Origin of the sequence: Cedecea neteri, from assembly GCF_000758305.1 — a bacterium.
Classification (GTDB): domain Bacteria; phylum Pseudomonadota; class Gammaproteobacteria; order Enterobacterales; family Enterobacteriaceae; genus Cedecea; species Cedecea neteri_C.
Genome location: NZ_CP009458.1, coordinates 4,670,181 through 4,695,411, shown reverse-complemented (window position 1 = coordinate 4,695,411; position 25,231 = coordinate 4,670,181). Strand labels below are relative to the sequence as shown.

The 25,231-nt window shown below is 55.3% G+C and carries 21 protein-coding genes; 12 read left to right on the top strand and 9 right to left on the bottom strand.

All coding sequences use genetic code 11. The annotated features are described in order from the left end of the window. Window positions 1–12: 12 nt before the first annotated feature. Complete coding sequence (locus tag LH23_RS21775; RefSeq protein ID WP_052050415.1) at window positions 13–1,656, top strand: diguanylate cyclase; 1,644 nt, start codon at window positions 13–15, stop codon at window positions 1,654–1,656. A 41-nt stretch (window positions 1,657–1,697) separates the two neighbouring features. On the opposite strand, the gene LH23_RS21770 is transcribed toward LH23_RS21775, so the two are convergent. Next, the gene (locus LH23_RS21770) at window positions 1,698–2,885 is read right to left on the bottom strand and encodes a NupC/NupG family nucleoside CNT transporter (protein WP_039295757.1); all 1,188 of its coding nucleotides are present in this window, start codon (window positions 2,883–2,885) and stop codon (window positions 1,698–1,700) included. Between the two features lie 363 nt (window positions 2,886–3,248). Here LH23_RS21770 and LH23_RS21765 point away from each other — a divergent pair, with 363 nt between their 5' ends. Beyond that, window positions 3,249–4,487: an Nramp family divalent metal transporter gene (locus tag LH23_RS21765; RefSeq protein ID WP_008459616.1), complete on the top strand. Its 1,239-nt coding sequence runs from the start codon at window positions 3,249–3,251 to the stop codon at window positions 4,485–4,487. Between the two features lie 46 nt (window positions 4,488–4,533). On the opposite strand, the gene LH23_RS21760 is transcribed toward LH23_RS21765, so the two are convergent. After that, entirely contained in the window at window positions 4,534–4,854 is a 321-nt protein-coding gene (locus LH23_RS21760; RefSeq protein ID WP_008459618.1) for a DUF2502 domain-containing protein, read from the bottom strand. 154 nt (window positions 4,855–5,008) lie between these two features. Then, complete coding sequence (gene mgrA, locus LH23_RS21755; protein ID WP_039295755.1) at window positions 5,009–5,998, bottom strand: L-glyceraldehyde 3-phosphate reductase; 990 nt, start codon at window positions 5,996–5,998, stop codon at window positions 5,009–5,011. 169 nt (window positions 5,999–6,167) lie between these two features. On the opposite strand from mgrA, the gene LH23_RS21750 reads away from it, so the two are divergent. Next, window positions 6,168–7,829: an alpha-keto acid decarboxylase family protein gene (locus LH23_RS21750; protein ID WP_039295753.1), complete on the top strand. Its 1,662-nt coding sequence runs from the start codon at window positions 6,168–6,170 to the stop codon at window positions 7,827–7,829. Here LH23_RS21750 and LH23_RS21745 read toward each other — a convergent pair whose 3' ends face one another. Next, window positions 7,830–9,062 carry an ion channel protein gene (locus tag LH23_RS21745; RefSeq protein WP_039295749.1) on the bottom strand — a complete coding sequence of 411 codons (1,233 nt, stop codon included), beginning with the start codon at window positions 9,060–9,062 and terminating at the stop codon, window positions 7,830–7,832. It lies immediately after the preceding gene. 202 nt (window positions 9,063–9,264) lie between these two features. Between LH23_RS21745 and glk the strand changes: the two genes are divergently transcribed. Next, entirely contained in the window at window positions 9,265–10,230 is a 966-nt protein-coding gene (gene glk, locus LH23_RS21740; RefSeq protein WP_039295746.1) for a glucokinase, read from the top strand. 38 nt (window positions 10,231–10,268) lie between these two features. Here the strand turns inward: glk and LH23_RS21735 are convergent, their stop codons facing one another. The 3 genes from LH23_RS21735 to LH23_RS21725 all read right to left on the bottom strand — a co-directional run bounded on the left by LH23_RS21735 (window position 10,269) and on the right by LH23_RS21725 (window position 14,118). Then, window positions 10,269–11,000 (bottom strand): LytR/AlgR family response regulator transcription factor, encoded by a 732-nt coding sequence (locus LH23_RS21735; RefSeq protein WP_039295743.1) that lies wholly within the window; start codon window positions 10,998–11,000, stop codon window positions 10,269–10,271. After that, a complete protein-coding gene (locus tag LH23_RS21730) occupies window positions 10,997–12,700 on the bottom strand; it encodes a sensor histidine kinase (protein ID WP_039295740.1) in 1,704 nt (567 codons plus the stop codon). The genes LH23_RS21735 and LH23_RS21730 overlap by 4 nt, the downstream gene beginning before the upstream one ends. Window positions 12,701–12,876: 176 nt before the next feature. Then, window positions 12,877–14,118: a DUF1479 domain-containing protein gene (locus tag LH23_RS21725; RefSeq protein ID WP_039295737.1), complete on the bottom strand. Its 1,242-nt coding sequence runs from the start codon at window positions 14,116–14,118 to the stop codon at window positions 12,877–12,879. A 240-nt stretch (window positions 14,119–14,358) separates the two neighbouring features. On the opposite strand from LH23_RS21725, the gene alaC reads away from it, so the two are divergent. Further along, window positions 14,359–15,597 carry an alanine transaminase gene (alaC, locus tag LH23_RS21720; protein WP_039295735.1) on the top strand — a complete coding sequence of 413 codons (1,239 nt, stop codon included), beginning with the start codon at window positions 14,359–14,361 and terminating at the stop codon, window positions 15,595–15,597. A gap of 59 nt (window positions 15,598–15,656) precedes the next feature. On the opposite strand, the gene ypdK is transcribed toward alaC, so the two are convergent. After that, complete coding sequence (gene ypdK, locus LH23_RS24480) at window positions 15,657–15,716, bottom strand: membrane protein YpdK (RefSeq protein WP_154188806.1); 60 nt, start codon at window positions 15,714–15,716, stop codon at window positions 15,657–15,659. 344 nt (window positions 15,717–16,060) lie between these two features. Here ypdK and LH23_RS21710 point away from each other — a divergent pair, with 344 nt between their 5' ends. Continuing rightward, window positions 16,061–16,411: a cupin domain-containing protein gene (locus LH23_RS21710; RefSeq protein WP_039295732.1), complete on the top strand. Its 351-nt coding sequence runs from the start codon at window positions 16,061–16,063 to the stop codon at window positions 16,409–16,411. A 106-nt stretch (window positions 16,412–16,517) separates the two neighbouring features. Then, window positions 16,518–18,014 carry an MDR family MFS transporter gene (locus LH23_RS21705; protein WP_039297075.1) on the top strand — a complete coding sequence of 499 codons (1,497 nt, stop codon included), beginning with the start codon at window positions 16,518–16,520 and terminating at the stop codon, window positions 18,012–18,014. 5 nt (window positions 18,015–18,019) lie between these two features. On the opposite strand, the gene LH23_RS21700 is transcribed toward LH23_RS21705, so the two are convergent. Continuing rightward, window positions 18,020–18,682, bottom strand: a complete 663-nt coding sequence (locus LH23_RS21700; RefSeq protein ID WP_039295730.1) for a GntR family transcriptional regulator — start codon at window positions 18,680–18,682, stop codon at window positions 18,020–18,022. Window positions 18,683–19,039: 357 nt separating this feature from the next. Here LH23_RS21700 and LH23_RS21695 point away from each other — a divergent pair, with 357 nt between their 5' ends. Genes LH23_RS21695 through LH23_RS21675 form a run of 5 tightly spaced genes read left to right on the top strand, consistent with a single transcriptional unit; the run spans window position 19,040 to window position 25,201 of the window. Further along, on the top strand, window positions 19,040–20,281 hold the full coding sequence (locus LH23_RS21695; protein WP_039295726.1) for an NRAMP family divalent metal transporter: 1,242 nt from the start codon (window positions 19,040–19,042) through the stop codon (window positions 20,279–20,281). Between the two features lie 10 nt (window positions 20,282–20,291). Beyond that, window positions 20,292–21,062 (top strand): LamB/YcsF family protein, encoded by a 771-nt coding sequence (locus LH23_RS21690; protein WP_039295722.1) that lies wholly within the window; start codon window positions 20,292–20,294, stop codon window positions 21,060–21,062. A gap of 9 nt (window positions 21,063–21,071) precedes the next feature. Continuing rightward, entirely contained in the window at window positions 21,072–21,881 is an 810-nt protein-coding gene (locus LH23_RS21685; protein ID WP_039295719.1) for a putative hydro-lyase, read from the top strand. A 1-nt stretch (window position 21,882) separates the two neighbouring features. After that, a complete protein-coding gene (locus LH23_RS21680; RefSeq protein WP_039295717.1) occupies window positions 21,883–23,490 on the top strand; it encodes an urea amidolyase family protein in 1,608 nt (535 codons plus the stop codon). Then, on the top strand, window positions 23,471–25,201 hold the full coding sequence (locus tag LH23_RS21675) for an acetyl/propionyl/methylcrotonyl-CoA carboxylase subunit alpha (RefSeq protein WP_039295715.1): 1,731 nt from the start codon (window positions 23,471–23,473) through the stop codon (window positions 25,199–25,201). The genes LH23_RS21680 and LH23_RS21675 overlap by 20 nt, the downstream gene beginning before the upstream one ends. Window positions 25,202–25,231 lie beyond the last annotated feature (30 nt).

The window sequence follows — 25,231 nt, the reverse complement described above, 5'->3', positions numbered from 1 at the left end:
AAAGGAATCACCGTGAGCACGTCGTTGATAAGCCATATTCGCCTGCCGATGGTAAAAACACTGCGCATTACCCATGTGTGTTTTCTGTCACTCTTTCTGCTGATCACCTTCCTTTTCTGGCAGCAGGGAGAACTGTTCAACCATGGCTATCGCACCAGCCAGCTTAGCCACCTGGAAAGCGTTATCGCCCGGCTTGAAAGCAAATCTGAATATCAGATGGATAACCTGCGTTATCTGCGGCGGATGTTCATTGAAACGCTAAATGAGCCGCAGTTCACGCCGATTTCGCAGCTGGCTTCCCGGGCCAGCAATAAAGAGACACTGTCGCCGCTGCATATTCAAAGTCTGCCGATCCCCGACAGCGTTCAGCCATTTAAAAACAAGCCAAAAGAAGAAAGGGAAAAACTTACGCAGCGGGAATACCAGGCGCTGCGGGACATTCAGGATCTCTTTCCTCTGGCGGGCGGGAGCAACCGCCTCTCGTCCAGCATTTACTACATGTCGCGCTCTGGCGCATTTATTGCGTCGCTCTCTCCTGATGTGAACAAACTGCTTATCGAAAGCGCTAACCCGCTGGCAATGCAGGGATCGTTTGTGCTTGGCTCGCCGCTGTTAAATCCGCGCCGCGAACCGTTCTGGACGCGGCAAAATATCGCGGATACCGGTAAGACGCTGATTAATGGCTCCCTTCCGGTGGACTTTGACGATAGATGGATTGGGCTGTTTGGCATCGCGGTTACCACCGAAACGCTTCGACTGTTTCTCTCCAGCGCCTTGCCGGACGACACGCAAAGCGCTTATCTGCTTTTTGATGAGCAGATGAACCCGCTCACTCGCCCCGTTGGCTCACAGAATGGCTATCAGCTCAGCGAGAAGCAGCGGCAGGCGATTCTTGAAAAGCTGGCCGATGAATCCCGGGGCACGCTTCGCTTTGGCTATGCTTATGCCACTTTCGGGCACGTCACCGGGACGGGGGCAATCCTTGTCAGCGTCCAGACAATCCGGCAGGGGCTGCATGAGGACTTTGGGCGTTTTAGCGTGCTGCTGGTCGTGATGTGGCTGACCGTGATTCTTATTCTGTTTGGTTCACACCGCATGATTTGCCGGCTGATTCGCAACATGGGCCAGTTGCAGCAGGAAATGCACCGGCATGCGCTGTACGATGACCTGACCGGCGTCTTAAATCGCCGTGGATTCTTTGAAACAACCGGGCGTATCAGCCCGCAGTACGTGGATTACTCTCTGATTCAGCTCGATCTAGACCATTTCAAAAAAGTGAACGATCGCTTCGGACACCAGGTTGGGGACCGGGTGCTTATCCATGCCACGCGCTGCATCCAACAGGCGATCCGCACCCAGGATATCGTCGGGCGTATCGGTGGCGAAGAGTTTTGTATCTACCTGCCCAATACCGATCTGCATGCGGCGATTGCCGTAGCGCAGCGGGTGCGCAAGATGCTGGTGAACACGCCGCTCAGGCTGGAGGACGAATCTTCACTCCTGGTGACGGCCTCGCTGGGTGTAGCTTCCCATGAGGAAGCGCCTGAGGGTAGCCTGGAACACATCCAGAGTCAGGCGGATATTCGCCTGTACAGGGCAAAAGAGCAGGGGCGAAACAGAGTGTGTTGGGGCGGAGAAGCTGAATCGCAGGCATAAAAAAAGCCGGTGACCAGCACCGGCTTTTTAATACGCAGAAATTAGATAACCAGTGCGGCGATAGACGCGGACAGGATACTCACCAGTGTAGAGCCGTAAACCAGCTTCAGACCAAAGCGAGAAACCACGTTACCTTGCTCTTCGTTCAGGCCCTTAATGGCCCCGGCGATAATACCGATAGAAGAGAAGTTAGCGAAGGACACCAGGAATACTGACAGGATGCCTTCCGCGCGTGGAGACAGGGAGCCGGCAATCTTCTGCAGATCCATCATGGCAACGAATTCGTTGGAAACGAGTTTGGTCGCCATGATACTGCCGACCTGCAGGGCTTCACCGGACGGCACGCCCATCACCCAGGCAACCGGGTAGAAGATGTAGCCCAGAATACCCTGGAAGGAGATACCCAGCACGGCAGCGAACAGCGCGTTCAGGCCAGAAATCAGGGCGATGAAGCCAATGAGCATGGCGGCAACGATAATCGCCACTTTGAAACCTGCCAGAATGTACTCGCCGAGCATTTCGAAGAAGCTTTGACCTTCGTGCAGGTTAGTCATCTGCAGATTTTCTTCTTTCTCATCCACGCGGTACGGGTTGATCAGCGACAGCACGATGAAGGTACTGAACATGTTCAGCACCAGCGCGGCAACCACGTATTTTGGCTGCAGCATGGTCATGTACGCACCCACGATTGACATGGACACGGTAGACATAGCGGTCGCCGCCATGGTGTACATGCGGTTGCGCGACATCTTGCCGAGAATATCCTTATAGGCGATGAAGTTTTCTGATTGTCCCAGAATCAGCGAGCTTACGGCGTTAAAGGATTCCAGCTTACCCATACCGTTGACTTTAGAAAGCACGGTACCGATGGCGCGGATAACAATCGGCAGAATGCGAATGTGCTGCAGAATACCGATCAGCGCAGAAATGAACACGATAGGGCACAGCACCTTCAGGAAGAAGAAAGCCAGGCCTTCGTCGTTCATTTTGCCGAAGACAAAGTTTGTCCCTTCGTTAGCGAAACCGAGCAGTTTCTCGAACATCTCGGAGAAACCTTTCACGAAGCCCAGGCCGACGTCAGAGGTCAGGAAGAACCAGGCCAGTAACACTTCGATCACTAACAGTTGAATGACAAAGCGAATACGAATTTGCTTGCGGTTAGGGCTAACCAGCAAAGCCAGCAGCGCGACCACAGCAAGCGCTAAAACAAAGTGCAAAACGCGGGACATATTTGCTCCAAATATGAGGCAGGTTTAATTTCGTTGCACATTCTATGTAACAAGCAATAAGAAAACGAGATCAATTCCACACTATAGTGATGACCTGTGACGGAACGCAAAAATAGTGATCCACCATACATTTCTGCTATGTTAAGTAAAGAAGCTAAAAGTTACGTTAAGATGGCTTGTCGACAGTTTACACGTTGGTCAAATGTTAATCCGTTAACCGACATCCAGATTCACCATCTCACGCCTCCTGCACATCGTTTTCAGCTATCAGAGAAATCAATTTCCCCGCACTAAATGAACTTGATAACCATTCTCATTTTGATAGCATAAAACATAGCAAAGGCTATATCTCAGAGGCAGAAGATGACAAGCAGTCGCATTGACAGCAATACCGGACGCACCGCGCGCAAGCTGCGGCTGGCGTTGATGGGGCCAGCGTTTATCGCCGCTATCGGCTACATCGACCCCGGTAACTTCGCGACCAATATCCAGGCCGGGGCGAGCTATGGCTATCAACTGCTGTGGGTGGTGGTGTGGGCTAACCTGATGGCGGCGCTGATTCAGGTGCTCTCCGCTAAGCTTGGGATCGCCACCGGCAAGAACCTCGCCGAGCAAATCCGCGATCATTACCCGCGTCCGCTGGTGTGGATTTACTGGGTTCAGGCGGAAATTATCGCCATGGCGACGGATCTCGCGGAGTTTATCGGGGCGGCCATTGGCTTTAAGCTGATTCTGGGTGTCTCTTTGCTACAAGGGGCGGTGCTGACCGGGATAGCCACTTTCCTGATTTTGATGCTGCAAAGCCGTGGGCAAAAGCCGCTGGAAAAAGTCATTGGCGGGCTGCTGCTGTTTGTGGCCGCGGCCTACATCGTTGAGCTTATTTTTTCCCAGCCGAAGGTGGCTGAGCTAGGCAAAGGGATGCTGATCCCAAGCCTGCCGACGTCCGAAGCGGTCTATCTTGCCGCTGGCGTTCTGGGCGCGACTATCATGCCGCATGTGATTTACCTGCACTCTTCTCTGACTCAGCACCTGCACGCGGGCAACCGGGCAGAGCGCTATTCCGCTACTAAATGGGACGTGGCGATAGCGATGACCATTGCCGGCTTCGTCAATCTGGCGATGATGGCCACCGCCGCAGCGGCGTTTCATTTCACCGGGCATACCGGCGTCGCCGAACTGGAAGATGCCTATAAAACGCTGGAGCCGTTGTTGAGCCATGCCGCAGCGACGATTTTCGGGCTTAGCCTGGTGGCGGCCGGTTTGTCATCCACGGTGGTGGGTACGCTTGCCGGGCAGGTGGTGATGCAGGGCTTTGTGCGTTTTTATATTCCGCTTTGGGTACGCCGCGCTATTACTATGGCGCCGTCCTTCGTGGTCATCATGATGGGTCTCGATCCAACGCGGATTTTGGTCATGAGCCAGGTCCTGCTGAGCTTCGGTATTGCGCTCGCGCTGGTGCCGCTGCTGGTGTTTACCAGCGACAAAAAGCTGATGGGTGATTTGGTTAACGTGCGCTGGGTTAAGCTGGTTGGCTGGGCGATTGTCGCGGTGGTGGTGGCGCTCAACCTTTGGTTAATTTTCAGTACGCTGTTTGGCAACTAACCTTGCCATAGAAAGTAAAAGGGCTGGATAATCCAGCCCTTTTTTATTAATGACGGTGTCCGTGGCCTCTGCCGCGATGGTCATCGCGATCGTTCCAGCCTTCGCGATAGCCTCGTTCATAGCTATTGCGACCGCGGTCCCAACCTCTATCCCAACCACGGTGGCGATGCCAGCCGCGATCGCGCCATTCATAGTTGCGGTGCCAGTAATCACGGTCGCGCCATCTGCCGCCGTCCCAGTAATTACCGCGATAATCTTGATCGCCAATCTGTAATTTCACCGACGGCAGCAGGGTGATTTCACCCGCGTTAGCAACCATCGGCGCCGCGGCCAGTAAGGCAAGGGCAAGCATTAGTGACCTGAACATACTTTCTCTCCCTGGTTCTCATAGCCGTGTTGCGGCTTGTTAACACAATATTACAAACCGACAAACGGGCCGATGAACTACACAATTCCTAAATCATCGGTCGCAGCACTTTTTGCACAAATGCTGGTGTGAACCAGGAGAGAAAGTTAAACGTTTACACTAAGATCGCCTCGATTTCCGCTCGTTCCTGTTCGCTGAAATGGCGCTGGTTTAGCATGCCCACGGCGTCCTCTATCTGGCTGGTTTTACTCGCGCCAATAAGCACCGAAGTGACCTTCTCATCGCGGAGTACCCAGGCCAGCGCCATCTGCGACAGTTTCTGACCACGTTTCTCCGCCATTGCGTTGAGCTGACGTACTTTGGCCAGCTTCTCTGCCGTAATCTGGTCAGGGTTCAGGAAACGGCTGCCGCTGGCAGCACGTGAATCCGCAGGGATACCGCTCAGATAGCGGTCGGTTAGCTGGCCCCCGGCAAGCGGGGAAAAAGCGATGCTGCCGACGCCTTTTTCCTGCAGCAAATCCAGCAGGCCACCTTCAACCCAGCGTTCAAACAGGGAATAACGCGGCTGGTGGATCAGGCAAGGCGTACCGAGATCGTTCAGGATATCAATGGCTTTTTCAGCCAGATCTGCCGGGTAGTTAGAGATCCCGACATACAGGGCTTTGCCCTGGCGCACCACATGGTCGAGGGCACGCATGGTCTCTTCCAGCGGCGTGTCAGGATCCGGGCGGTGATGATAGAAAATATCGACATACTCAAGCCCCGTGCGCTTCAGACTTTGGTCGAGGCTCGAAATCAGATACTTGCGTGAACCCCAGTCGCCGTAAGGCCCATCCCACATGGTGTAGCCCGCTTTGGTGGAGATAATCAGCTCGTCGCGCCAGGCCTGAAAATCTTCCTGCAAAATGCGCCCAAAGTTTGCTTCCGCTGAACCAGGCGGTGGCCCGTAATTATTGGCAAGGTCAAAGTGGGTAATGCCCAGATCAAAAGCCTTTCTCAGCAGCTGGCGGCTGGTTTCCAGCAGCGTTTCATCGCCAAAATTATGCCAAAGGCCAAGGGAGATGGCGGGCAGTTTCAGGCCGCTGCGGCCGCAGCGACGGTACTCCATAGACGAATAGCGTTCAGGGTTGGGCTGCCAGGTCATTATTGTCATCCTTATAGGTAACAGAGAAATCAGTGTATACGCTTTCACAACCCAGAATACGCCGTATTCCACTGTAAATTCCACGTGCCACCCCTTAAATCGGATATATTCTCGACACCGATCCCGGTTACTTAATACTCACAGCAAGCCCTCATAGAAGGAAAATCCTATGCGCTACTGTGTGGCAGACTATCTTGTTGACCGGCTTAACGAAGGTGGGATCGACCACCTCTTCGGTGTCCCCGGTGACTACAATCTTGTTTTCCTGGATCACGTTATTGCGCATCCGAGGCTTGCCTGGGTGGGCTGTGCTAATGAGCTGAACGCGGCCTACGCCGCCGACGGCTATGCCCGCTGTAAAGGTGCAGCGGCGCTGCTGACCACGTTTGGCGTGGGTGAACTGAGCGCGCTGAACGGCGTGGCGGGCAGCTATGCTGAACATCTTCCCATCATTCATATTGTTGGCGCACCCAATAGCCGCGCCCAGCAGCGCGGAGAACTGCTGCATCACACGCTTGGGGATGGGGATTTCCGCCATTTCCTGCGTATTGCCGAAGAAGTCTCCGTGGCGCAGGCTTCGCTCACGCCCGCCAATGCCTGTAGCGAAATTGACCGCGTAATTCTGGAAGCGCTCAAGCAGCAGCGCCCCGGTTACCTGTTACTGCCGAGCGACGTTGCGGAAGCACCGGCAACGCGGCCCTCAAAACGGTTAATAGCTCCTGTAACGGCGGCTGAACCGGCAACGCTGGAAGCGTTTCGTCATTGTGCGCAGGCAAAAATAGCCGAAAGCCGAAGCGTGGCGCTGCTGGCTGATTTTCTGGCTCTGCGTTATGGGCAGCAAAAAACGCTCCAGCAGTGGATGGCGAGCACGCCCATCCCTCACGCTTCGCTGCTGATGGGGAAAGGGTTGTTCGATGAAAGTCAGCCTGGTTTTCTGGGCACCTACAGCGGAGCGGCCAGCCCGCCGCAGGTGAAGCAGGGGATTGAAAGCGCGGAGCTGGTTATCTGCGTGGGCGTGAAGTTTACCGATACCATCACCGCCGGTTTCAGCCAGAAGTTAAACCAGCAGCAGACGATTGAGGTTCAGCCGGAGGCTGTGCGGGTTGGCGATCGCTGGTTTAGTGGGATCTCTATGGCGCAGGCCATATCTATTTTACAGCCGCTGTGTGCTCAACAGGCTGCCTCGTGGCCCGAGGCCACGCAAAGGCCACCTCAGCTTCCAGCCTGTGACAGTGACCGGCTGGACCAGCATGCTTTCTGGCAAACCTTGCAGGATGCCTTACAGCCGGGCGATATCATTCTGGCCGACCAGGGGACGGCGGCCTTTGGTGCCGCAGCCTTAACGCTGCCCGCAGGCGTGACCTTTATCGTCCAGCCGCTGTGGGGATCGATTGGTTTTACGCTGCCTGCGGCGTTTGGGGCGCAAACCGCATGGCCGAACAGGCGTGTACTTCTGCTGATAGGCGACGGCTCCGCCCAACTGACTATTCAGGAACTGGGCAGCATGCAGCGCGACGGTCAGAAACCGGTGGTGATGGTGCTGAATAACGATGGCTACACGGTTGAGCGCGCGATCCATGGCCCTGAACAGCGCTATAACGACATTGCCGCGTGGGACTGGACCCGCCTGCCGCAGGCGATGAACGTGGATAGCCTGGCCGAATGTTGGCGTGTCACCGAAACATCACAGCTTGCTGCCGTGCTGGAAAAACTGGCCAGCCCGGAGAGGCTGGCGCTTGTGGAAGTGGTGCTGCCTAAGCAGGACATTCCCGAGCTGCTAAGGGCGGTCACCACCTCGCTAGGTAAACGCAACTCGGAAATGGAACACTAATTAGCGGTTTGGCCGCCCGGCCATCATCAACGGTTTACCCGCCAGCAGGAGCCAGGCGGGTAACATCACGATGCACAGCAAGGGCAGGAGTTTGACGTCCGGCACCACGGCCATCGCCATAAACAGGCTCAGCCAGCCGTCGCGCGTCACTACCAGCACCATGCCAAGGACGGCGCAGGAGAGCGTAATCGCGGCAGGAACCGCCTCTACATGCTGGTGCAGCATCATGCCCAACGCCACGCCCACAAACACTGCCGGAAAAATACGTCCGCCCCGGAAACCGCTGGCTGCCGCGATAATCAACGCGGCCAGCTTCACCACGGCAAACAGCAGCAATGATGAAACGGAGAAGTCGGAAATAGCCAACTGCTGCATCTCATCCAGGCCTTTAAACATCGTCACCTCACCGCCGATTACCCCCAGCAGGCCAAGCAAAAATCCGCCAATGCCGAGTATAAGCACCGGATGTTTTAGCTGGTGCATCAGGCGGTGCAATCTTGGCAAACACCAGACGCCCACCATGCCCATCGCAATGGCGATAGCCGCGACAACCGCCCCGCTGAACAGATCTTCAATGTGCATTTCGGGGTAGCTGGCAACGGGCAGAGCAAAGTGCGGCTGAAAGAAAATGCTGGTGGTTAACGCCCCGGCGGAGGCGGCCATCAGCGGTGCGAACAGCCTGTCCCACAGCGGCACTTCATTATTTCCGCCCAGGGTTTGCGAAAAGATCAGCGCAGCGGCCACCGGCGTGCCAAATAACGCGCCGACGGTGCCTGCAGCGGCGAGAATAGTCCAGTCGAGCGGGCTGACCTTCGGCAAAACCCGTGCACCAAGCGCCACTGCGAGCGCAATGTTTACCGCCATAATCGGGTGTTCTGGCCCCAGGCTCACGCCACCCGCCAGGCCAATCACCAGCGCCATCACCAGGCCTGGAATAGCCATCGTTGGCACGGGGGCCCCAATAAGCGGTTCGGTCGCGGGATCCGGCCCGCCGTGGCCCGGTAAATAACGGATAACCAGCCCAACCGCGACGCCGGTCAGGGTTAAAATAAGAAGTATCCAAAACGGAGACTGGGGATCGTAACCACGCGCCGCGGGCAGCGTTGCCCACAGGTATTCCTGCAGCGCAGCGGCAACCTTCATCACGACAATTAACACCAGGCTGGATAAGACGCCGATAATCAGAGCCGGAATGGAAAGTACCAGCATTGTTCTGGCTCGCGGATGGAGCATAGTCAATCCTTACAATAGGGAGTCGCACGGCGCAAAAACGGAAAGTCTTAAGCCGCATTGCAAATAGAGCTGAAACGGTAAAGCCAGAATGTGACCTGGTTCAACAATCGCACCGCACCTGAATGATGGTCGTTGTTGTTTCGGCTGGCTAATTTTACAGTGTTGCCAGAACTTATTCTGACTTTAGCGGAGCTGTTTGAGAATGACAAAATATGCTTTGGTGGGAGATGTCGGCGGCACCAATGCACGTCTGGCGCTATGCGATTTGAACACGGGTGATATTTCACAGGCAAAGACTTACTCCGGCCTTGATTTTCCAAGCCTGGAAGCGGTGATTCAGCACTACCTCAAAGAACATAACATCAGCGTGCAGTCGGGCTGCGTGGCCATCGCCTGCCCGATAAACGGGGACTGGGTGGAAATGACCAACCACACCTGGGCGTTTTCCACCGCTGAAATGAAGCAAAACCTGGGCTTCGATCATCTGGAAATTATCAACGACTTTACCGGCGTTTCCATGGCCATTCCGGCGCTGAAAAAAGAGCATCTGATTCAGTTCGGCGGCGGCGAGCCTGTGGCAGGCAAACCGGTGGTGGTGTATGGCGCGGGCACCGGACTGGGTGTTTCTCATCTGGTGCACGTCGACAAGCGCTGGATCAGCCTGCCGGGCGAGGGCGGCCACTCAGATTTCGCGGCGAACAGCGAAGAAGAGGGCATTATCCTGGAGCAGCTGCGCAACGAACTTGGGCACGTCTCCAACGAGCGTATTCTCTCCGGGCCTGGCTTGCTGAATCTCTACCGCGCCATCGTTAAGGCCGACGGTCGTGAGCCGGAAAACTACCAGCCGAAGGACATTACCGAAAAAGCCGTGGATGACACCTGTACCGACTGCCGCCGCGCGCTGTCGCTGTTCTGCGTGATCCTGGGGCGTTTCGGCGGCAACCTGGCGCTGAACATGAGCACGTTTGGCGGCGTGTATATCGCCGGCGGTATCGTGCCGCGCTTCCTGGAGTTCTTTAAGGCTTCGGGCTTCCGCGGTGGGTTTGAAGACAAAGGTCGCTTCAAAGAATTTGTGAAGGGTATTCCTGTGTATCTCATTGTGCACGATCAGCCGGGGCTGCTGGGTGCCGGGGCGCACCTGCGTCAGACGCTGGGTCACGTCCTGTAATACCGTGCGGGCGCACTGCGCCCGCCAGTTTCCCTTCTCTACAGGCGCATTAGATGCCTGAACTCTTTCACCTTGCTGCGGCTCACCGGCACCTGAAAATCCAGGTCGCGCAGGCGCAGAATATAGGTATTGTTAAACCACGGTTCTATTTCACGAATTTTGCTCAGGTTCACCACATAAGAGCGGTGGCAGCGGAAGAAGTGGCTCTCCGGCAGACGGCTGCAGAATTCGGTGATATTCATCGGCATGACGTAAGACTCGCGGCGCGTATAGACAAATGTCATCTTCTCGTGGGCTTCCGCGTAGTAAATATCGTTGATGTCGGTAACGATAATTCGCTCGTCTTTGATCAGGTTAATCGTCGTGGCATCACGGTTTTCATGGCTGACGGCAGGCTGCGAGGTCTGCTGCTGATAAGCCGCCTCGAGTTTTTGCAGCATGCCAATAATGCGTGACTCCTGATATGGCTTCAGAATGTAGTCAAACGCCTCCAGCTCAAAGGCTTCCACCGCATGCTCTTTCCAGGCGGTAATAAACACGATGAACGGCCTGTGGGCAAATTTGCTGATGTTCTGCGCCAGCAGCACGCCGTCCAGCGACGGAATATTGATGTCGAGGAAAATGGCGTCGACTTCGTGATGCTGCAAATACTTCAGCACGTCCATACCATCGTCGAAGGAAGCGACAATCTCCATTTCGCTGTGGTTTTTGATAAGCCAGCTCAGCTCCTGCTGCGCCAGAAACTCATCCTCTACGATAATGACTTTCATGCTTCTCTCCCTTCCAGTGGGCGGTGGGCGGCGGTGGGTACGTAGCGCGGCACGTAAAAGGCGATTTCTGTCCCCGGCTCCAGGCGGCGGATGATCAGCCCTTCGCCGTAGAGCAACTGCACGCGGTGATGCACGTTCAGCAGGCCAATTTTATTCCCCGGCATTTCGTTATTCTCCACGCGCTCGACTACTTTAGGATCGATCCCATGGCCGGTATCACGCACGGCAATACGCACCCGGTTGCCGCTCTCTTCAATACTTATCGTCACCACGCCCTTACCTTTACAGGGCTGAATGCCGTGCACAATCGCATTTTCCACCAGAGGCTGGATAAGCAGGCTGGGAATCCGGCAGTTGACCTCTTCATCAATGTTATAAATCACCGTCAGCTTGTCGCCAAAGCGCGCCTGCTCAATGGCAATGTAATCCTTGATTTGATACAGCTCCTTGCGGATATCAATCTGTTCGTCGTCGTTCAGCTCGATGTTATAGCGCAGGTAGCGTGACAGGTTGACGATAAGCTGGCGCGCGGTGTCTGGATTCATGCGGATTGAGGACGATATCGCATTCAGCGCATTGAACAAGAAGTGCGGGTTTATCTTGCTTTGCAGCGCCCTTAGTTCGGCTTTGTTAGCCATTTCGCGGAGCTGCTCTGCGCGGGAAACCTCAAGCTGGGTAGAAATAATTTGCGACAGGCCAACCGCCATTTCCTGCAGCGTGGAGGTGATCTGGTGGGCATGGCGGTAATAGATCTTCAGGGTGCCGGTCACCACGCCTTTTTCCCACAGCGGGATGATGATTAAGGAGTGAATTTCCGGCGTTCGCCAGGCTTCGTCATCGTTGCGAATGATGATGCGCCCCTCGTTCAGTGCCTGACGGGTGCGCGGGCTGAAAGCCTGGTCGTTCTCGTGGTAGTTATTTTCCCCCAGCCCGACGTAGGCCAGCACTTTTTCGGTATCGGTAATGGCCACCGCATCCGCATCGATATCGTGGCGAATAATCTGGCAAACCTGGCGCAGCGACTCACTGTTCACCTTGCGGAACAGCGGCAGCGTTTTGTTGGCGATATCCAGCGCCAGTTTGGCCTGGCGGGCGGCGCTGGCCTCTTTCTCACCCTCAACGCTTTGCACCAGCAGGATAATAAAGCCGATAGAGACCGAACCGAGGATCATCGGCACGCCGATTTTGGAGACGATATCGAGGCCGAGCGCGGTGCTTGGTGCCCAGAGCACCACCAGAATCATGGTCATCGTTTCGCAGAGCATGCCGCCGATGATACCGACCCGCCAGTGCTTCTCTTTCGGCACCTTGCGGTTGATCCAACCGGACATTATCCCGGCAAGGATGCTGGTGATAAAGCAGGGGATAGCGGTAATGCCACCGATATCAATCAGGTAGCGGTGCGTCCCGGCGATAAGCCCGGTAATAATCCCCACCCAGGGGCCAAACAGGATCCCACCGGACATCACCGCGATAATACGCACGTTAACCAGCGAGCCTTCAACCGGCACGCCTGACCAGGTACTGAACAAGGCAAACATCGAGAAGATAGCGGTGACTGCCAGCAGTTCTTTAGGCGTATGGGCGCTTTTGTGCAGCAATTCGCGGAACAGACGAATGCGAATCAGGAAGAAAAGGCAAATAAGCATCAGCGCCGCACGATCGAACACCGCCAGCAGCATAGTAAAAATTTCGTGCACGGGTCACTCGCGTGGCTCAGAAGGGAAGCGTCAATGATAAGGAAATTTGGCGGGGGTTTCCAGTTGAGGGAGCCCCTCACCCCGACCCTCTCCCCAAAGGGGCGAGGGAGAAATCAGTGGTGGAAGAGATTGTTTATTCCCTCTCCCTTCCAGGGAGAGGGCCAGGGTGAGGGGCATTAATTCCCGCCAAGCTGCTCTTTTCCGGCGGGCGTCAAATCCTGCTCTGTCGCGCGGCCAACAAAATCCACCTCAAAATCATCGGCGGCGAAATCCGGCGGCGTTTTGCCCTCAACAAACGCGTCCCACTGGCGCGGCAGATACCCGGCGTTCTTCTCGCACCAAGGCGCGGCGGCGATGTACATCACGTTGCTGTCGAACTCGCCGAGGTGTTCGTTCTCGACGGCATGAATCACATCGCAATGCCAGAAAACGGTATCGCCCGGCTCCATATCGGGAATTGAGGAAATCCCAGTCAGTAAAAGGGGATGCCACTCTTTGTTAATGGATAATGCTCTGCCTGGCTTAGCTTCGCACAACGATTCCTCTGGTACATCGTCCTGCAGCGCCCGCAGCAGGATCCAGGCCATGGCGTTAGCCACCGGCAGTAAATTCAGCGTGCCGCCGTGTTTTCGCTGGGGCGTTAGTGCCGTCCAGCCCTGGAAGGTCCGGAACATCGAGCAGACCGCAGGGGACGGGAATTCTCTTACTTCCGTTCTGCCCTCGGCGGCAAACGGGTCGTAATCCTTCCAGTTGCCGGAAAAAACGTGGCGATATACGTGGCGGAAGTTCTCGTCCAGCCAGCGTTCAACCGAGCCGCCGTCAACGTGTGGGGAAAGCCCCAGAGAGCTTGAGCGGGGCGGGCGGCGGCGAGTACGGTCCGCGTAGGATACGACGCGGTTTGGATCGAAGTGTTGCCTGCCGTGGCTCTCCGTTTGCCACAAATTATTGAGGAACACCTGCACCGCTTTGATACGCTCATGCTGGCGGGCCTCGGTTTGCGGTTTAGACCAGTAAATGCCGTAAATTTGCGGCTTACTGTCTGCAAGAGTGCCGAAGTAGTTATCTTCCGCCGCATTTTTCAGGCGTTCAACAAAATGATTTCGTGCCAGATAATTGCCGATTTCTTCATTCCAGCCGCGAGCTTGCTCCTGTGGGAAAACGCCCCGGATCGTGCAGCAGCCGCGCTGGCGAATCAGCGCTTTTTGTTGCTCGCTCACGCGGCCCTGAAGAATGTCGTCGGCGTCGAGCTGCGGGACAGGATTCTCGCCGCGCGCCATTTCTTCGCGGATCGTTTCGATCTGCTGGCGAATATTGGCTTCAAGCTCGGCAAAGACCGATTGATAGTTGGGCAGATCGCGGCGCAGCTTTTGTTTTATCTCACGGATAGCTTTTGGCAGATCGTTAATGTCCAGGTGCATAGGGGACTTCCTCTTTCAGAGAGTAGGTTACTGAGTTGTTGCTACCTGGTTAATGTATGCCTGAATCATGAAATGAAATAGAGATGTATTTCATTCGAAACTTCCCATTTTATACCACGGAAAAATATTTTCATTTCCCCCTCGACAGGCGATTTTTATTCAGGCTATTTTCAAAACAGGCCACATCGCGTGGCAGCGTCGCTCGGACGGTCCGGGCGCTCACGTTACTCTGAGGAATTTATGGCTGACTCCAGTCCAAAACGTCGTTTTTCGCGTATCGATCGCTTACCCCCTTACGTTTTTAACATCACTGCCGAGCTGAAAATGGCTGCGCGACGTCGCGGCGAAGACATTATTGATTTCAGCATGGGCAACCCGGACGGGGCGACGCCGCCGCACATCGTTGAGAAACTTTGCACCGTGGCCCAGCGTGAAGACACGCACGGGTATTCCACTTCGCGAGGTATTCCTCGTCTGCGCCGCGCCATTTCTCGCTGGTACAAAGATCGCTACGACGTGGATATCGACCCTGAAAGCGAAGCCATTGTGACTATTGGCTCGAAGGAAGGGCTGGCGCACCTGATGCTGGCGACGCTGGATCACGGGGATACCGTGCTGGTGCCAAACCCAAGCTACCCGATTCATATTTACGGGGCGGTGATCGCCGGGGCGCAGGTTCGTTCCGTGCCGCTGGTGGAAGGCGTGGACTTCTTTGCCGAGCTGGAGCGAGCCATTCGCGAAAGTTACCCGAAACCGAAGATGATGATCCTCGGCTTCCCGTCTAACCCAACCGCGCAGTGCGTGGAGCTGGAGTTTTTCGAGAAGGTTGTTGCCCTGGCGAAGCAATACGACGTGCTGGTGATTCATGACCTGGCCTACGCCGATATTGTCTATGACGGCTGGAAAGCCCCTTCCATTATGGAAGTGCCCGGGGCGCGCGACGTGGCAGTGGAGTTCTTCACGCTGTCAAAAAGTTACAATATGGCGGGCTGGCGCATCGGCTTTATGGTCGGCAACCAGGAGCTGGTCAGTGCGCTGGCGCGTATCAAGAGCTACCACGATTACGGCACCTTTACGCCGCTGCAGGTGGCGGCGATTGCTGCCCTGGAAGGCGATCAGCAGTGTGTGCGTGATATCGCCGAGCAGTACAAACGCCGTCGGGACGTGCTGGTTAAAGGGTTACACGAAGCGGGCTGGATGGTGGAATGCCCGAAAGCGTCCATGTACGTTTGGGCAAAAATTCCCGAACACTACGCGGCGATGGGCTCGCTGGAGTTCGCCAAGAAGCTATTACAGGAAGCGAAAGTTTGCGTTTCACCGGGGATTGGCTTCGGTGACTACGGCGACACTCACGTTCGCTTCGCGTTGATTGAAAACCGGGATCGTATCCGCCAGGCCGTGCGCGGTATTAAGGCGATGTTCAGGGCTGACGGGCTGCTGCCACCGCTGCCGAAAAACGCGGCGGAAAACGCAGAGTAATGAAACGAAAACAGGAGCCTTTTGGCTCCTGTTCTTTTTGCGCTGCTGTTTGTGAAGGCTTATTCAACCATCAGGAAGAAGGTACCGGCCCACAACACAACAATCACAGAAATACCCATCAGAAAATATTTCACTTCACATCGCTCCGCGCTGACGCGCATCTCAACAGGTACATAATAAGCTGAAGCCGCAACCTGCTTTTAAGATGCCGCTTCATCTGATATTCGGAGGTAAAACCTTACCCGGACGGCGCTAATGTACTCCCAAATTAAAAATGAAAACAAGTGTCTCAAAATTGTGACAGTTGTCTATTTTTTGAACTTTAATTGGGTGGGGGTGATGCCTTATTTACTTCATTAAAAACATTAGGATATATCGCTTTTTCGGTGATGTTTTTCGTCTAAAAATAAGTATTTTTGCTTACGCTAAATTTTATTAATTTTTTCGCTGAACAGGAGGAAAGATGATCGTTTCAAAAGAAAATGCGGAACACTATCTGTGGGGAACAGACTGTGATGGATGGCATCTGTTAAAAGATCCTACTTTGAGCGTGATTCATGAACGTATGCCGCCGGGCCGGACGGAACAAAGGCACTACCATTCCGTGGCGCAGCAATTCTTTTTTGTGTTAACCGGGGCATTGACGATGGAGCTGGAAGGAGAGCGCTACGTTGTGCCAGCGGGGAAGGGGATCCCGATTCCGCCGCAGGCAAAGCATCAGGCTCGCAATGATTCCGCTAACGAGGTTGAATTTCTTGTTATCTCGCAGCCGACGACCCGAGGCGACAGGGTTAATTTGCCAGTAACGGATTAAACGCGCTTTTCAGAGTTTTGATGCAGTTCAGGCGGCGGTTAAGCAGGTATCTTTACACTCTCAGCAAATCGCCAGGGCGAACGTATTCCCCTTAATGAAAACGACCATGACAACAACAGAAACTGCTTCATCTGGCTCGCCGCAAACAACCTCAGTCCGCCTGCTGTTCGCGGCACTTATGCTGGTCATGCTGCTGGCCGCGCTGGACCAGACCATCGTTTCTACGGCTTTGCCGACTATTGTGGGTGAACTGGGCGGACTGGACAGGCTTTCCTGGGTTGTTACGGCGTATCTACTGGCTTCCACGATAGTCGTGCCGCTCTACGGCAAGTTTGGTGACCTGCTTGGGCGCAAAGCTGTGTTGCAAACGGCGATTGTGGTCTTTCTTCTTGGCTCGGCGCTGTGCGGGCTCGCGCAAAACATGACGCAGCTTATTTTAATGCGGGCGCTGCAGGGGCTGGGCGGCGGCGGGCTATTGGTGGTCACCATGGCGGCGGTAGGCGACGTGATCCCGCCCGCCGAACGCGGTAAATACCAGGGACTTTTTGGCGGTGTTTTCGGCCTGGCGACGGTTATTGGTCCGCTGATTGGCGGTTTTCTGGTTGAGCATTTTTCCTGGCGCTGGATTTTCTATATCAACCTGCCGCTGGGGATTTTTGCCCTGCTGGTTATCGGCGCGGTGCTGAAATCCCAGACGGCTCGAATTCGCCACCAGATTGATTTTCTCGGCGCGGGCTACCTGACGATTTCATTGACCTGTCTGATTTTATTCACCAGCGAAGGCGGCACGGTGATGGCGTGGACTGATCCGCAGCTGTGGTGCATCTTCGCGTTCTTTGTCGTGGCGCTGATGGGGTTTATCTATGAAGAGCGGCTGGCGATTGAGCCGATGATCCCGCTAAACCTGTTCCGCAACCGCACCTTTTTATTGAGCTGCCTGATTGGGTTTATCATCGGTATGTCGTTGTTTGGCTCGATGACCTTTTTGCCCCTTTATCTGCAGGTGGTAAAGTTTTCTACGCCGTCCCAGGCGGGGATGCAAATGTTACCGCTGATGGGTGGACTTATCCTGACCTCAATCATCAGCGGGCGTATCATCAGTAAAATAGGCCGCTACCGCATTTTTCCCATTATCGGCACGTTGTTAAGTTTTATCGCGATGGCGCTGCTTGGTACGCTAAAGCTGGATACACCGCTGACCACGCTTTATCTGTATGTTGGCCTTTTAGGGCTGGGGCTTGGCATGGTGATGCAGGTACTGGTGCTGGCCGTGCAGAACAGCGTGGAAATAAAACTTATCGGGGTCGCGACCTCAAGTGCGACGCTGTTTCGCTCCATCGGCGGCTCAATCGGCGTGGCTGCGTTCGGCGCGGTATTTACCTCCGTGCTGCGCAGTAATCTTGAGAGGCTGATTCCGGAAGGGACTCAACTGCCGCGCCAGCTCGGCGCGCAGGCGGTACACGAACTGCCCGTGGCGATCCGTAACGATTATTTGCAAGCCTTTGGCTCAGCAATTCATTCCGTGTTTATCATTTCGGCGGGCGTTGTGGTGCTGGGTTTTGTCCTGGCGCTGTTGATGAAAAATGAGCCGCTAAGAAAATAGCGTTATCAGTGGGTTTGCTGATGCCGTGACCACGCCGCCAGCACCGTACGCTCCGAAAGTTCCAGATACTCGGCGAGCGTTGCGGCGGCCTGGGCATTGTTGCCGGTATTGAGCAGGGCAAGTATATGCGCATTTTTCTCAATGTACGGGGCATAGAGCATTTCAGGGTCGTTCAGGTGCCCGAACGCGAGCCTCAGCTCTGCGGAGATATTGCGGTAGAGGCGAATCAGGCGTTCGCTGTCGGCAAGTTCGACAATCGCCGTATGAAACTTCATGTTGGCCGTTCCCACGCTGCGCCAGTCGCTGATTTGGCTGTATTCTCTCGCTTCTTGCACGGCGGCTTCCATTTTTGTGACCGCGGGATGCAACGGATAAGCGTGCGCTAACGCATCGCATTCAATCAATCGGCGAATGCGGTAGATGTCGAGGATGTCTGCCATATCGGGTATCGCAACATACACGCCCCTGTTGGGCTCATAGCGCAATAATCCTTCCTGCGTCAGCATACGAAACACCTCCCGCAGCGTGTTGCGCGAAATATCTAACTGTTCGCTGAGCGCGGCCTCCGACAGACGCGTACCCGGTACAAGTTCTCCGATAATGATTTTATGGCGAACGGTTTCGGCGATTTTCTCGCTCAGCATCTGAGCGGGCAGCTCTTTTTTCATGGTTTTCCGCGCGTGATCGGGTAAGTCGCAATCTTTGCATATTCGCCTGGGGGCAGCAAGACATTGACATAGCGAGATTATTTCAAAATAAGCGGTAATTTATGCGCCATTTTGGTGATTATGTGCGTTTTTATGCACTTATTTGGTGCGCTTAGTTCTGAGAAGATGCCAAAAAGTGATCGGCGTTGGTTTTTTATCATCCATTTTTCGATTCTGTTTGTCTGTTTAATCAACAGTCATTAGCTTATTGTTCAACAATAAATTCATATTTGATTAACAATATGGCTATTTACATCAACGATGGCCTGCTTATTGCTTAACAGACAACGTCATAATTCTAATAATGGAGTGAGTAAGATGGCAGCGCATGAAACTGAAAACCAATCCTTTGTTCAGAAGCGACGCTCATCGCTGATCGCGGCAATATTTCTGATGGCGACCTCGGCCATTGGGCCTGGATTTATCACCCAGACGGCCACCTTTACCGCAACGATGGGCTCGGCCTTTGCCTTCGGCATTATGGCTTCGATTGTCATTGATTTTGTGGTGCAGCAGAACATTTGGCGTGTGGTCACGGTCACGAAAATGCGCGCGTCCGATCTTGCCAACGAAACGCTGCCGGGCAGCGGTTACCTTCTATCCATACTGGTTATTTTTGGTGGGCTGGTATTCAACATCGGCAATATTGCCGGGGCCGGTCTGGGGCTGAATGCCATGTTTGGCCTGGCGCCAAAATGGGGGGGATTACTCAGCGCGCTGCTGGCCATTTATATTTTCTCTTCCCGCCGCGCCAGCACGGCCATTGACCGTCTGATGATCGTCCTTGGCCTGGTAATGATTGCGCTCACGCTGTACGTGGCTTTCGTTTCAGGCCCGCCGGTGGGCGAAGCCCTGTACCAGAGCGTCCTGCCCGATCACATTAATTTTGCCACCATTACCACTATCGTCGGCGGTACCGTCGGCGGCTATATCTCCTACGCCGGCGCGCACCGCCTGCTGGATAAGGGCATGGGCGGCGTGGAGAATATTCAGGCCGTCTCTTCTGGCGCGACAAAAGGCATACTTGTCGTTGGGTTAATGCGTTATATCCTGTTCCTCGCCGTATTGGGCGTCGTTGCCAGTGGCGTCACGTTAGATATCTCCAGCCAGGTTGCAAACCCGGCGCTACAGGCATTTCAACATGCGGTGGGCTCCTTCGGCGTGCAGCTTTTCGGCTTCATTTTCTGGGCGGCGGCGATTACCAGCGTGATTGGTGCAGCCTACACTTCTGTGACCTTTATGACGGTATTTAATAAACAAATGGGCGAGCGCCAGCGCAGTATTGCGACGGTCATTTTTATCGCCGTCTCGCTGGTTATTTACCTGATGTTGGGCACGGCTCCTGCGGCGCTGCTGGTCTTTGCCGGCGGCTTTAACGGCCTGATTTTACCGATCGGTATGACGCTCTTTATCTACGTAGGCTGGAAGCGCGCCGATTTAATGGCGGGCTATCGTTATCCTCGCTGGTTGTTGTGGACGGGGCTATTAACCTGCGCGCTCACCTGGTATATGGGGGCGCTATCCGTCGGTGCGATTTTTGATTTCCTGAAGATTGTCTAAGGAATAAAAGATGTTGAAAACTATAGATTTAAACAGTGATTTGGGTGAGAGCTTTGGGCAGTGGAGCATGGGGGACGATGCGGCAATCCTCAGGCTGGTAAGCAGCGCTAACGTGGCCTGTGGCTTCCACGCCGGGTCTCCTGCCGGGATTTTAGAAACGCTGAACGCGGCGAAGGCACAGAATGTGGTGGTGGGGGCGCACGTTGCGTACCCGGATCTTGTCGGCTTTGGCCGCCGTAATATGGACGTGGCAAGCGATGAGCTAACGGCCGATGTCATCTATCAGATTGGCGCACTTCAGGGGCTGGCCCGTGCGGCCGGTACAGAAGTGCGGTATGTAAAGCCGCATGGCGCACTGTATAACACCATTGCTCACCATGAACGTCAGGCGCTGGCGGTGATCGACGCGATACTGGCGGTGGACCCGAGTCTTCCCCTCGTGGGGCTGGCTGGTTCTCCGGTGCTGGCATTGGCGCAGCAAAAAGGGTTGAAAACCATCTCTGAAGCTTTTGCTGACCGTGCCTATCATGCGGATGGTTCTCTGGTTTCACGTCGTGAGGCGGGGTCAGTACTGCACGACGCCGGGCTGGTCGCTAAGCGTATGCTGCAGTTAATCACCGAAGGCGGCGTGGAATCTATAGAAGGGAAATTTACCCCGATAAACGCGGATTCTATTTGCGTCCACGGTGACAGTCCCGGTGCGATTACGATGGCGGCGGAGATCCGCAAGCTGCTTGAATCCCAGGGAATTGCCATTCGCGCATTTGTCCCGCAGGCCTGAGGAGCGTTTATGTCGACGTTAATGAAAGCCAGCAAGGAAGCGTTAGCGGCCGCGCGTGAAGCCCGGTTGGCTATCCGCGAGGGGTTTGATAAACCCACGGCGGGTATGGCTCCGGGAATGACTCAGGCGAATATGATTTGCCTGCCGAGAGAATGGGCGTTTGATTTCTTGCTCTATGCCCAGCGTAACCCACAGAGCTGCCCGGTCCTGGACGTTATTGAATCTGGTGGGCATCAAACCGTGCTGGCGGGAGAGGCGGATCTGCGAACCGATATTCCGCGCTATCGTATCTGGGAACACGGTCAGCTTGTTGATGAGATAACGGATGCCCGCTCGGTGTGGCAGCAGCATCCTGACCTGGTCACGTTTTTAATCGGCTGCAGCTTCACGTTTGAAACCCCACTACGCGAAGCCGGGATTGACGTTCGCCATATTACCGACGGCGGGAATGTACCGATGTATAAAACCAACCGTTTATGCCGCCCGGCGGGTCGCCTGCAGGGCGAGCTGGTGGTATCGATGCGGCCGATTCCGGCAGATAGGGTGGCTGATGCTGTGATGATTAGCGGTCGTTTCCCGGCGTTCCATGGCGCGCCCGTTCATGTGGGGGAGCCGCACCTGCTGGGTATCAACGATATTACTCAACCAGATTTTGGCGATCCGGTGCGCATTGAGCCAGGAGAGATACCTGTTTTCTGGGCCTGTGGCGTAACGCCTCAGGCGGCGGTGATGAAATCTGGTGTTCCTTTTGCCATTAGCCACGCGCCGGGACACATGTTTATCACCGACGTGCCGGATGCGGCATGGCAGGGGAAATGACGTGAGATTTTTAGCCGTTAATCTTAGTAGTTTTTTGGTGGAACTCAGTTCGCTCGACGAAACGCTGGCGCTTTTTGATTCCCTGAGCGCCGAGCCTGAAAACGGCATCGAAGAGATGATCCCTGCAGCCCGCACTTTGCTGATCCGTTTTTGTCCCCGAGAAACCAGCCAGGCAGCGTTGGTTGAAAAAATATCGCGCCATTCTCTGACCGGGCGTACGGTGCGCAGCAGCCAGCGGGTCACTATTCCAGTTTATTACAATGGCGAAGACTTACCTTCCGTGGCCGATCTGCTGGGCACTGAGGTACAGGCTTTGATTCGCCGCCATCAGGAATCCGTGTGGAACGTTGCGTTTACCGGTTTTGCGCCAGGTTTTGCCTATATGGTTTCTGACAATGGGGGCTGGCAGACACCGCGACGCAGCACGCCACGTACCCGTATTCCCGCGGGCTCCGTGGCGCTTGCCGGTGAGTTTAGCGGTATCTATCCGCAGGCCAGCCCCGGCGGCTGGCAACTGATTGGTCAGACCGAACTGAAAATGTGGGATCTTTCCCGCGAACAGCCCGCGCTGCTGATGCCGGGCGCGCAGGTTAACTTTATCGACGCGGCAAAAAGCGCAAAAACCATCTCACTTCCTGCACGCGTCATCCCGCCAGACCTTCCTGAAAATACGGGGTCAACGCTGACGGTATTGGCAACCGGGCTGCAAACGCTATGGCAGGATGATGGCCGGACGGGAAGGGCCAGTATGGGCCTTTCTGAATCCGGGGCGATGGATAAATCTGCGCTTCATGCCGCAAACCGTATTGTAGGTAATCCCACCGGCTCGCCGTGCCTGGAGATCACGCAGGGTGGTTTCCGCGCCAGAGCGGCGGGCGAGGTGATCATCAGCGTTACCGGAGCGAAATGCCCGCTGACGTTGCTTACCGCAGAAGGTGGGCGTTATACGGTAGACGGCTATCGGCCGTTAAACCTGGCAACCGGCGATGAAATCCATGTTGGTGCCCCGGTTCGCGGGTTACGCAGTTATCTCGCTATACGCGGAGGATTTATTGTGCCCGAGAGTCTGGGCAGCGCAGCGCGCGATAGTCTGGCGCAGGTTGGCCCTGAGCCGCTGGGCGTGGGGGACATTTTAGCTATCGGGGCGCACCCACATCCGGGTGCCGTGCAGCTAAATGAGCTCCCGGCGGGTCCGTTACCCTCGGCGGAAGACACCGTTACGCTGGATATCGTGCTCGGGCCGCGTACTGACTGGTTTACTGCCGATGCGATCAAGATGCTCACGGCCCAATGCTGGCGGGTCACACCGCAATCGAACCGTATTGGCTTACGCCTGGATGGAGAGCAGCCTTTGGCACGTAGCCAGCATCAGGAGCTGCCGAGCGAAGGCACCTGCAGCGGTGCTATCCAGGTGCCCGCCAGCGGTCAGCCAGTTCTGTTTCTGCACGATCATCCGCTCACCGGTGGTTATCCGGTGATTGCCGCCGTGGCGGAATATCATCTTGATCTGGCAGGGCAAATCCCGCCGGGTGCCTCGATCCGCTTCAACGTAATCCGACCTTTTTTGGAAATAGCAGGGAGTAAAGCCAGTGACTACCGCGACGCATAAAGTTCTGATCGCCAACCGGGGTGAAATTGCCGTTCGTATTATTCGCGCCTGCCGTGATTACGGCGTGGAGGCTGTAGCGGTTTACTCTGACGTCGACGCCGATGCGCTTCATGTTCGCATGGCCGATGAAGCCTGGGGGTTGCCGGGTATCCAGTCCGGCGATACCTATTTGAATATTCCGCTGCTGGTGGACATCGCTCGCCGCAGTGGCGCAACCATGGTTCACCCTGGCTATGGTTTCCTCTCAGAGAGGGCCGAGTTTGCCCGTGCGGTACAGGCTGCCGGACTTATCTGGGTTGGCCCCGAGCCGGAGACAATTGAAAAGCTGGGCGACAAAGTTCAGGCCCGTAAAATAGCTCTGCAGGTTGGCGCGCCACTGGTACAAGGCACGCCCGATCCTGTCAGTAGCGCGAGTGAAGTGGCCGATTTTGCCTCTACGTATGGTCTGCCGGTAGCGATTAAAGCCGCATTTGGCGGCGGAGGGCGGGGGCTGAAGATAGCCTGGAAACTTGATGAGGTCGAAGAGCTATACCATTCAGCGACGCGCGAAGCATTAAGCGCCTTTGGCCGTGGCGAGTGCTATGTCGAGCAGTACCTCGACTGCCCGCGACACATTGAAGCACAGGTGATCGCCGACAAACATGGCAACGTGGTGGTGCTCGGCACACGCGACTGTTCACTGCAGCGCCGCAATCAGAAGCTGGTGGAGGAAGCGCCTGCGCCGTTTATCAGCGAGGCGCAGCGACAGGCAATCCACAGCGCCGCGCGCGATATCTGCGCTCATGCAGGTTACGTTGGTGCCGGTACCGTTGAATTTTTGCTTAGCCGCGACGGAAAATTGTCATTCCTTGAGGTTAACACTCGTCTGCAGGTAGAGCATCCGGTAACCGAGGAGACGACCGGGATTGATATCGTCGTTGAGCAGCTACGCATAGCCGAAGGTTTACCGCTGAGTATTCAGACTACGCCGGTTCCGCGTGGCCACTCGTTTGAGTTTCGCATAAATGCCGAGGATGCGGGCAAAGGCTATTTGCCTACGCCGGGTAACATAAGCGTCTTTCGTGCGCCGTCTGGCGCGGGGGTTCGTCTTGACAGCGGCGTTGAGGCCGGGTCTTCCGTGCCGGGCAGCTACGATTCTTTGATGGCAAAACTTATCGTTACCGGCAGCACCCGTGAGCAGGCCATTGCCCGCGCCCGTCGTGCCCTGGGCGAGTTTGAAATTGAGGGCGTGGCTTCCGTATTGCCGTTTCATCGCGCGGTGATAAACGAGCCTGATTTTACTGAAACCTTTGCCGTACACACCCGCTGGATTGAAACGGATTTTGCCGGGCGTATTGCGTTTGCCCCGCGTCAGGTTCCGGCTGCGGATGAGAGCCTGACGCGCAGTTGGATAGAGCTGGATGGCCGCCGCGTGAAGCTGGGGCTGCCGGCACATCTGTTCGGCGGTATTGCCCGGGCGAATACGAGCGACTCCCCAAAAAGTACACCTGAACTCACCAACGAAGCCGTAATCGAAGCACCTATATCCGGCGTGCTGCAGAGCTGGCTGAAAGCAGAGGGCGCGACGGTTGTTCAGGGGGAAGTGATTGGCGTGATGGAAGCGATGAAAATGGAGGTTCAGGTGGTGGCGCACCGCAGCGGCAAGCTCAAACCAGGTGCAGAAAAAGGGGCTTCCCTTGAGGCTGGCCAGCCTCTCGGTGAGATCGGCTAAAGTCTGCAAGAACATAAGAGAAAAGGCGGG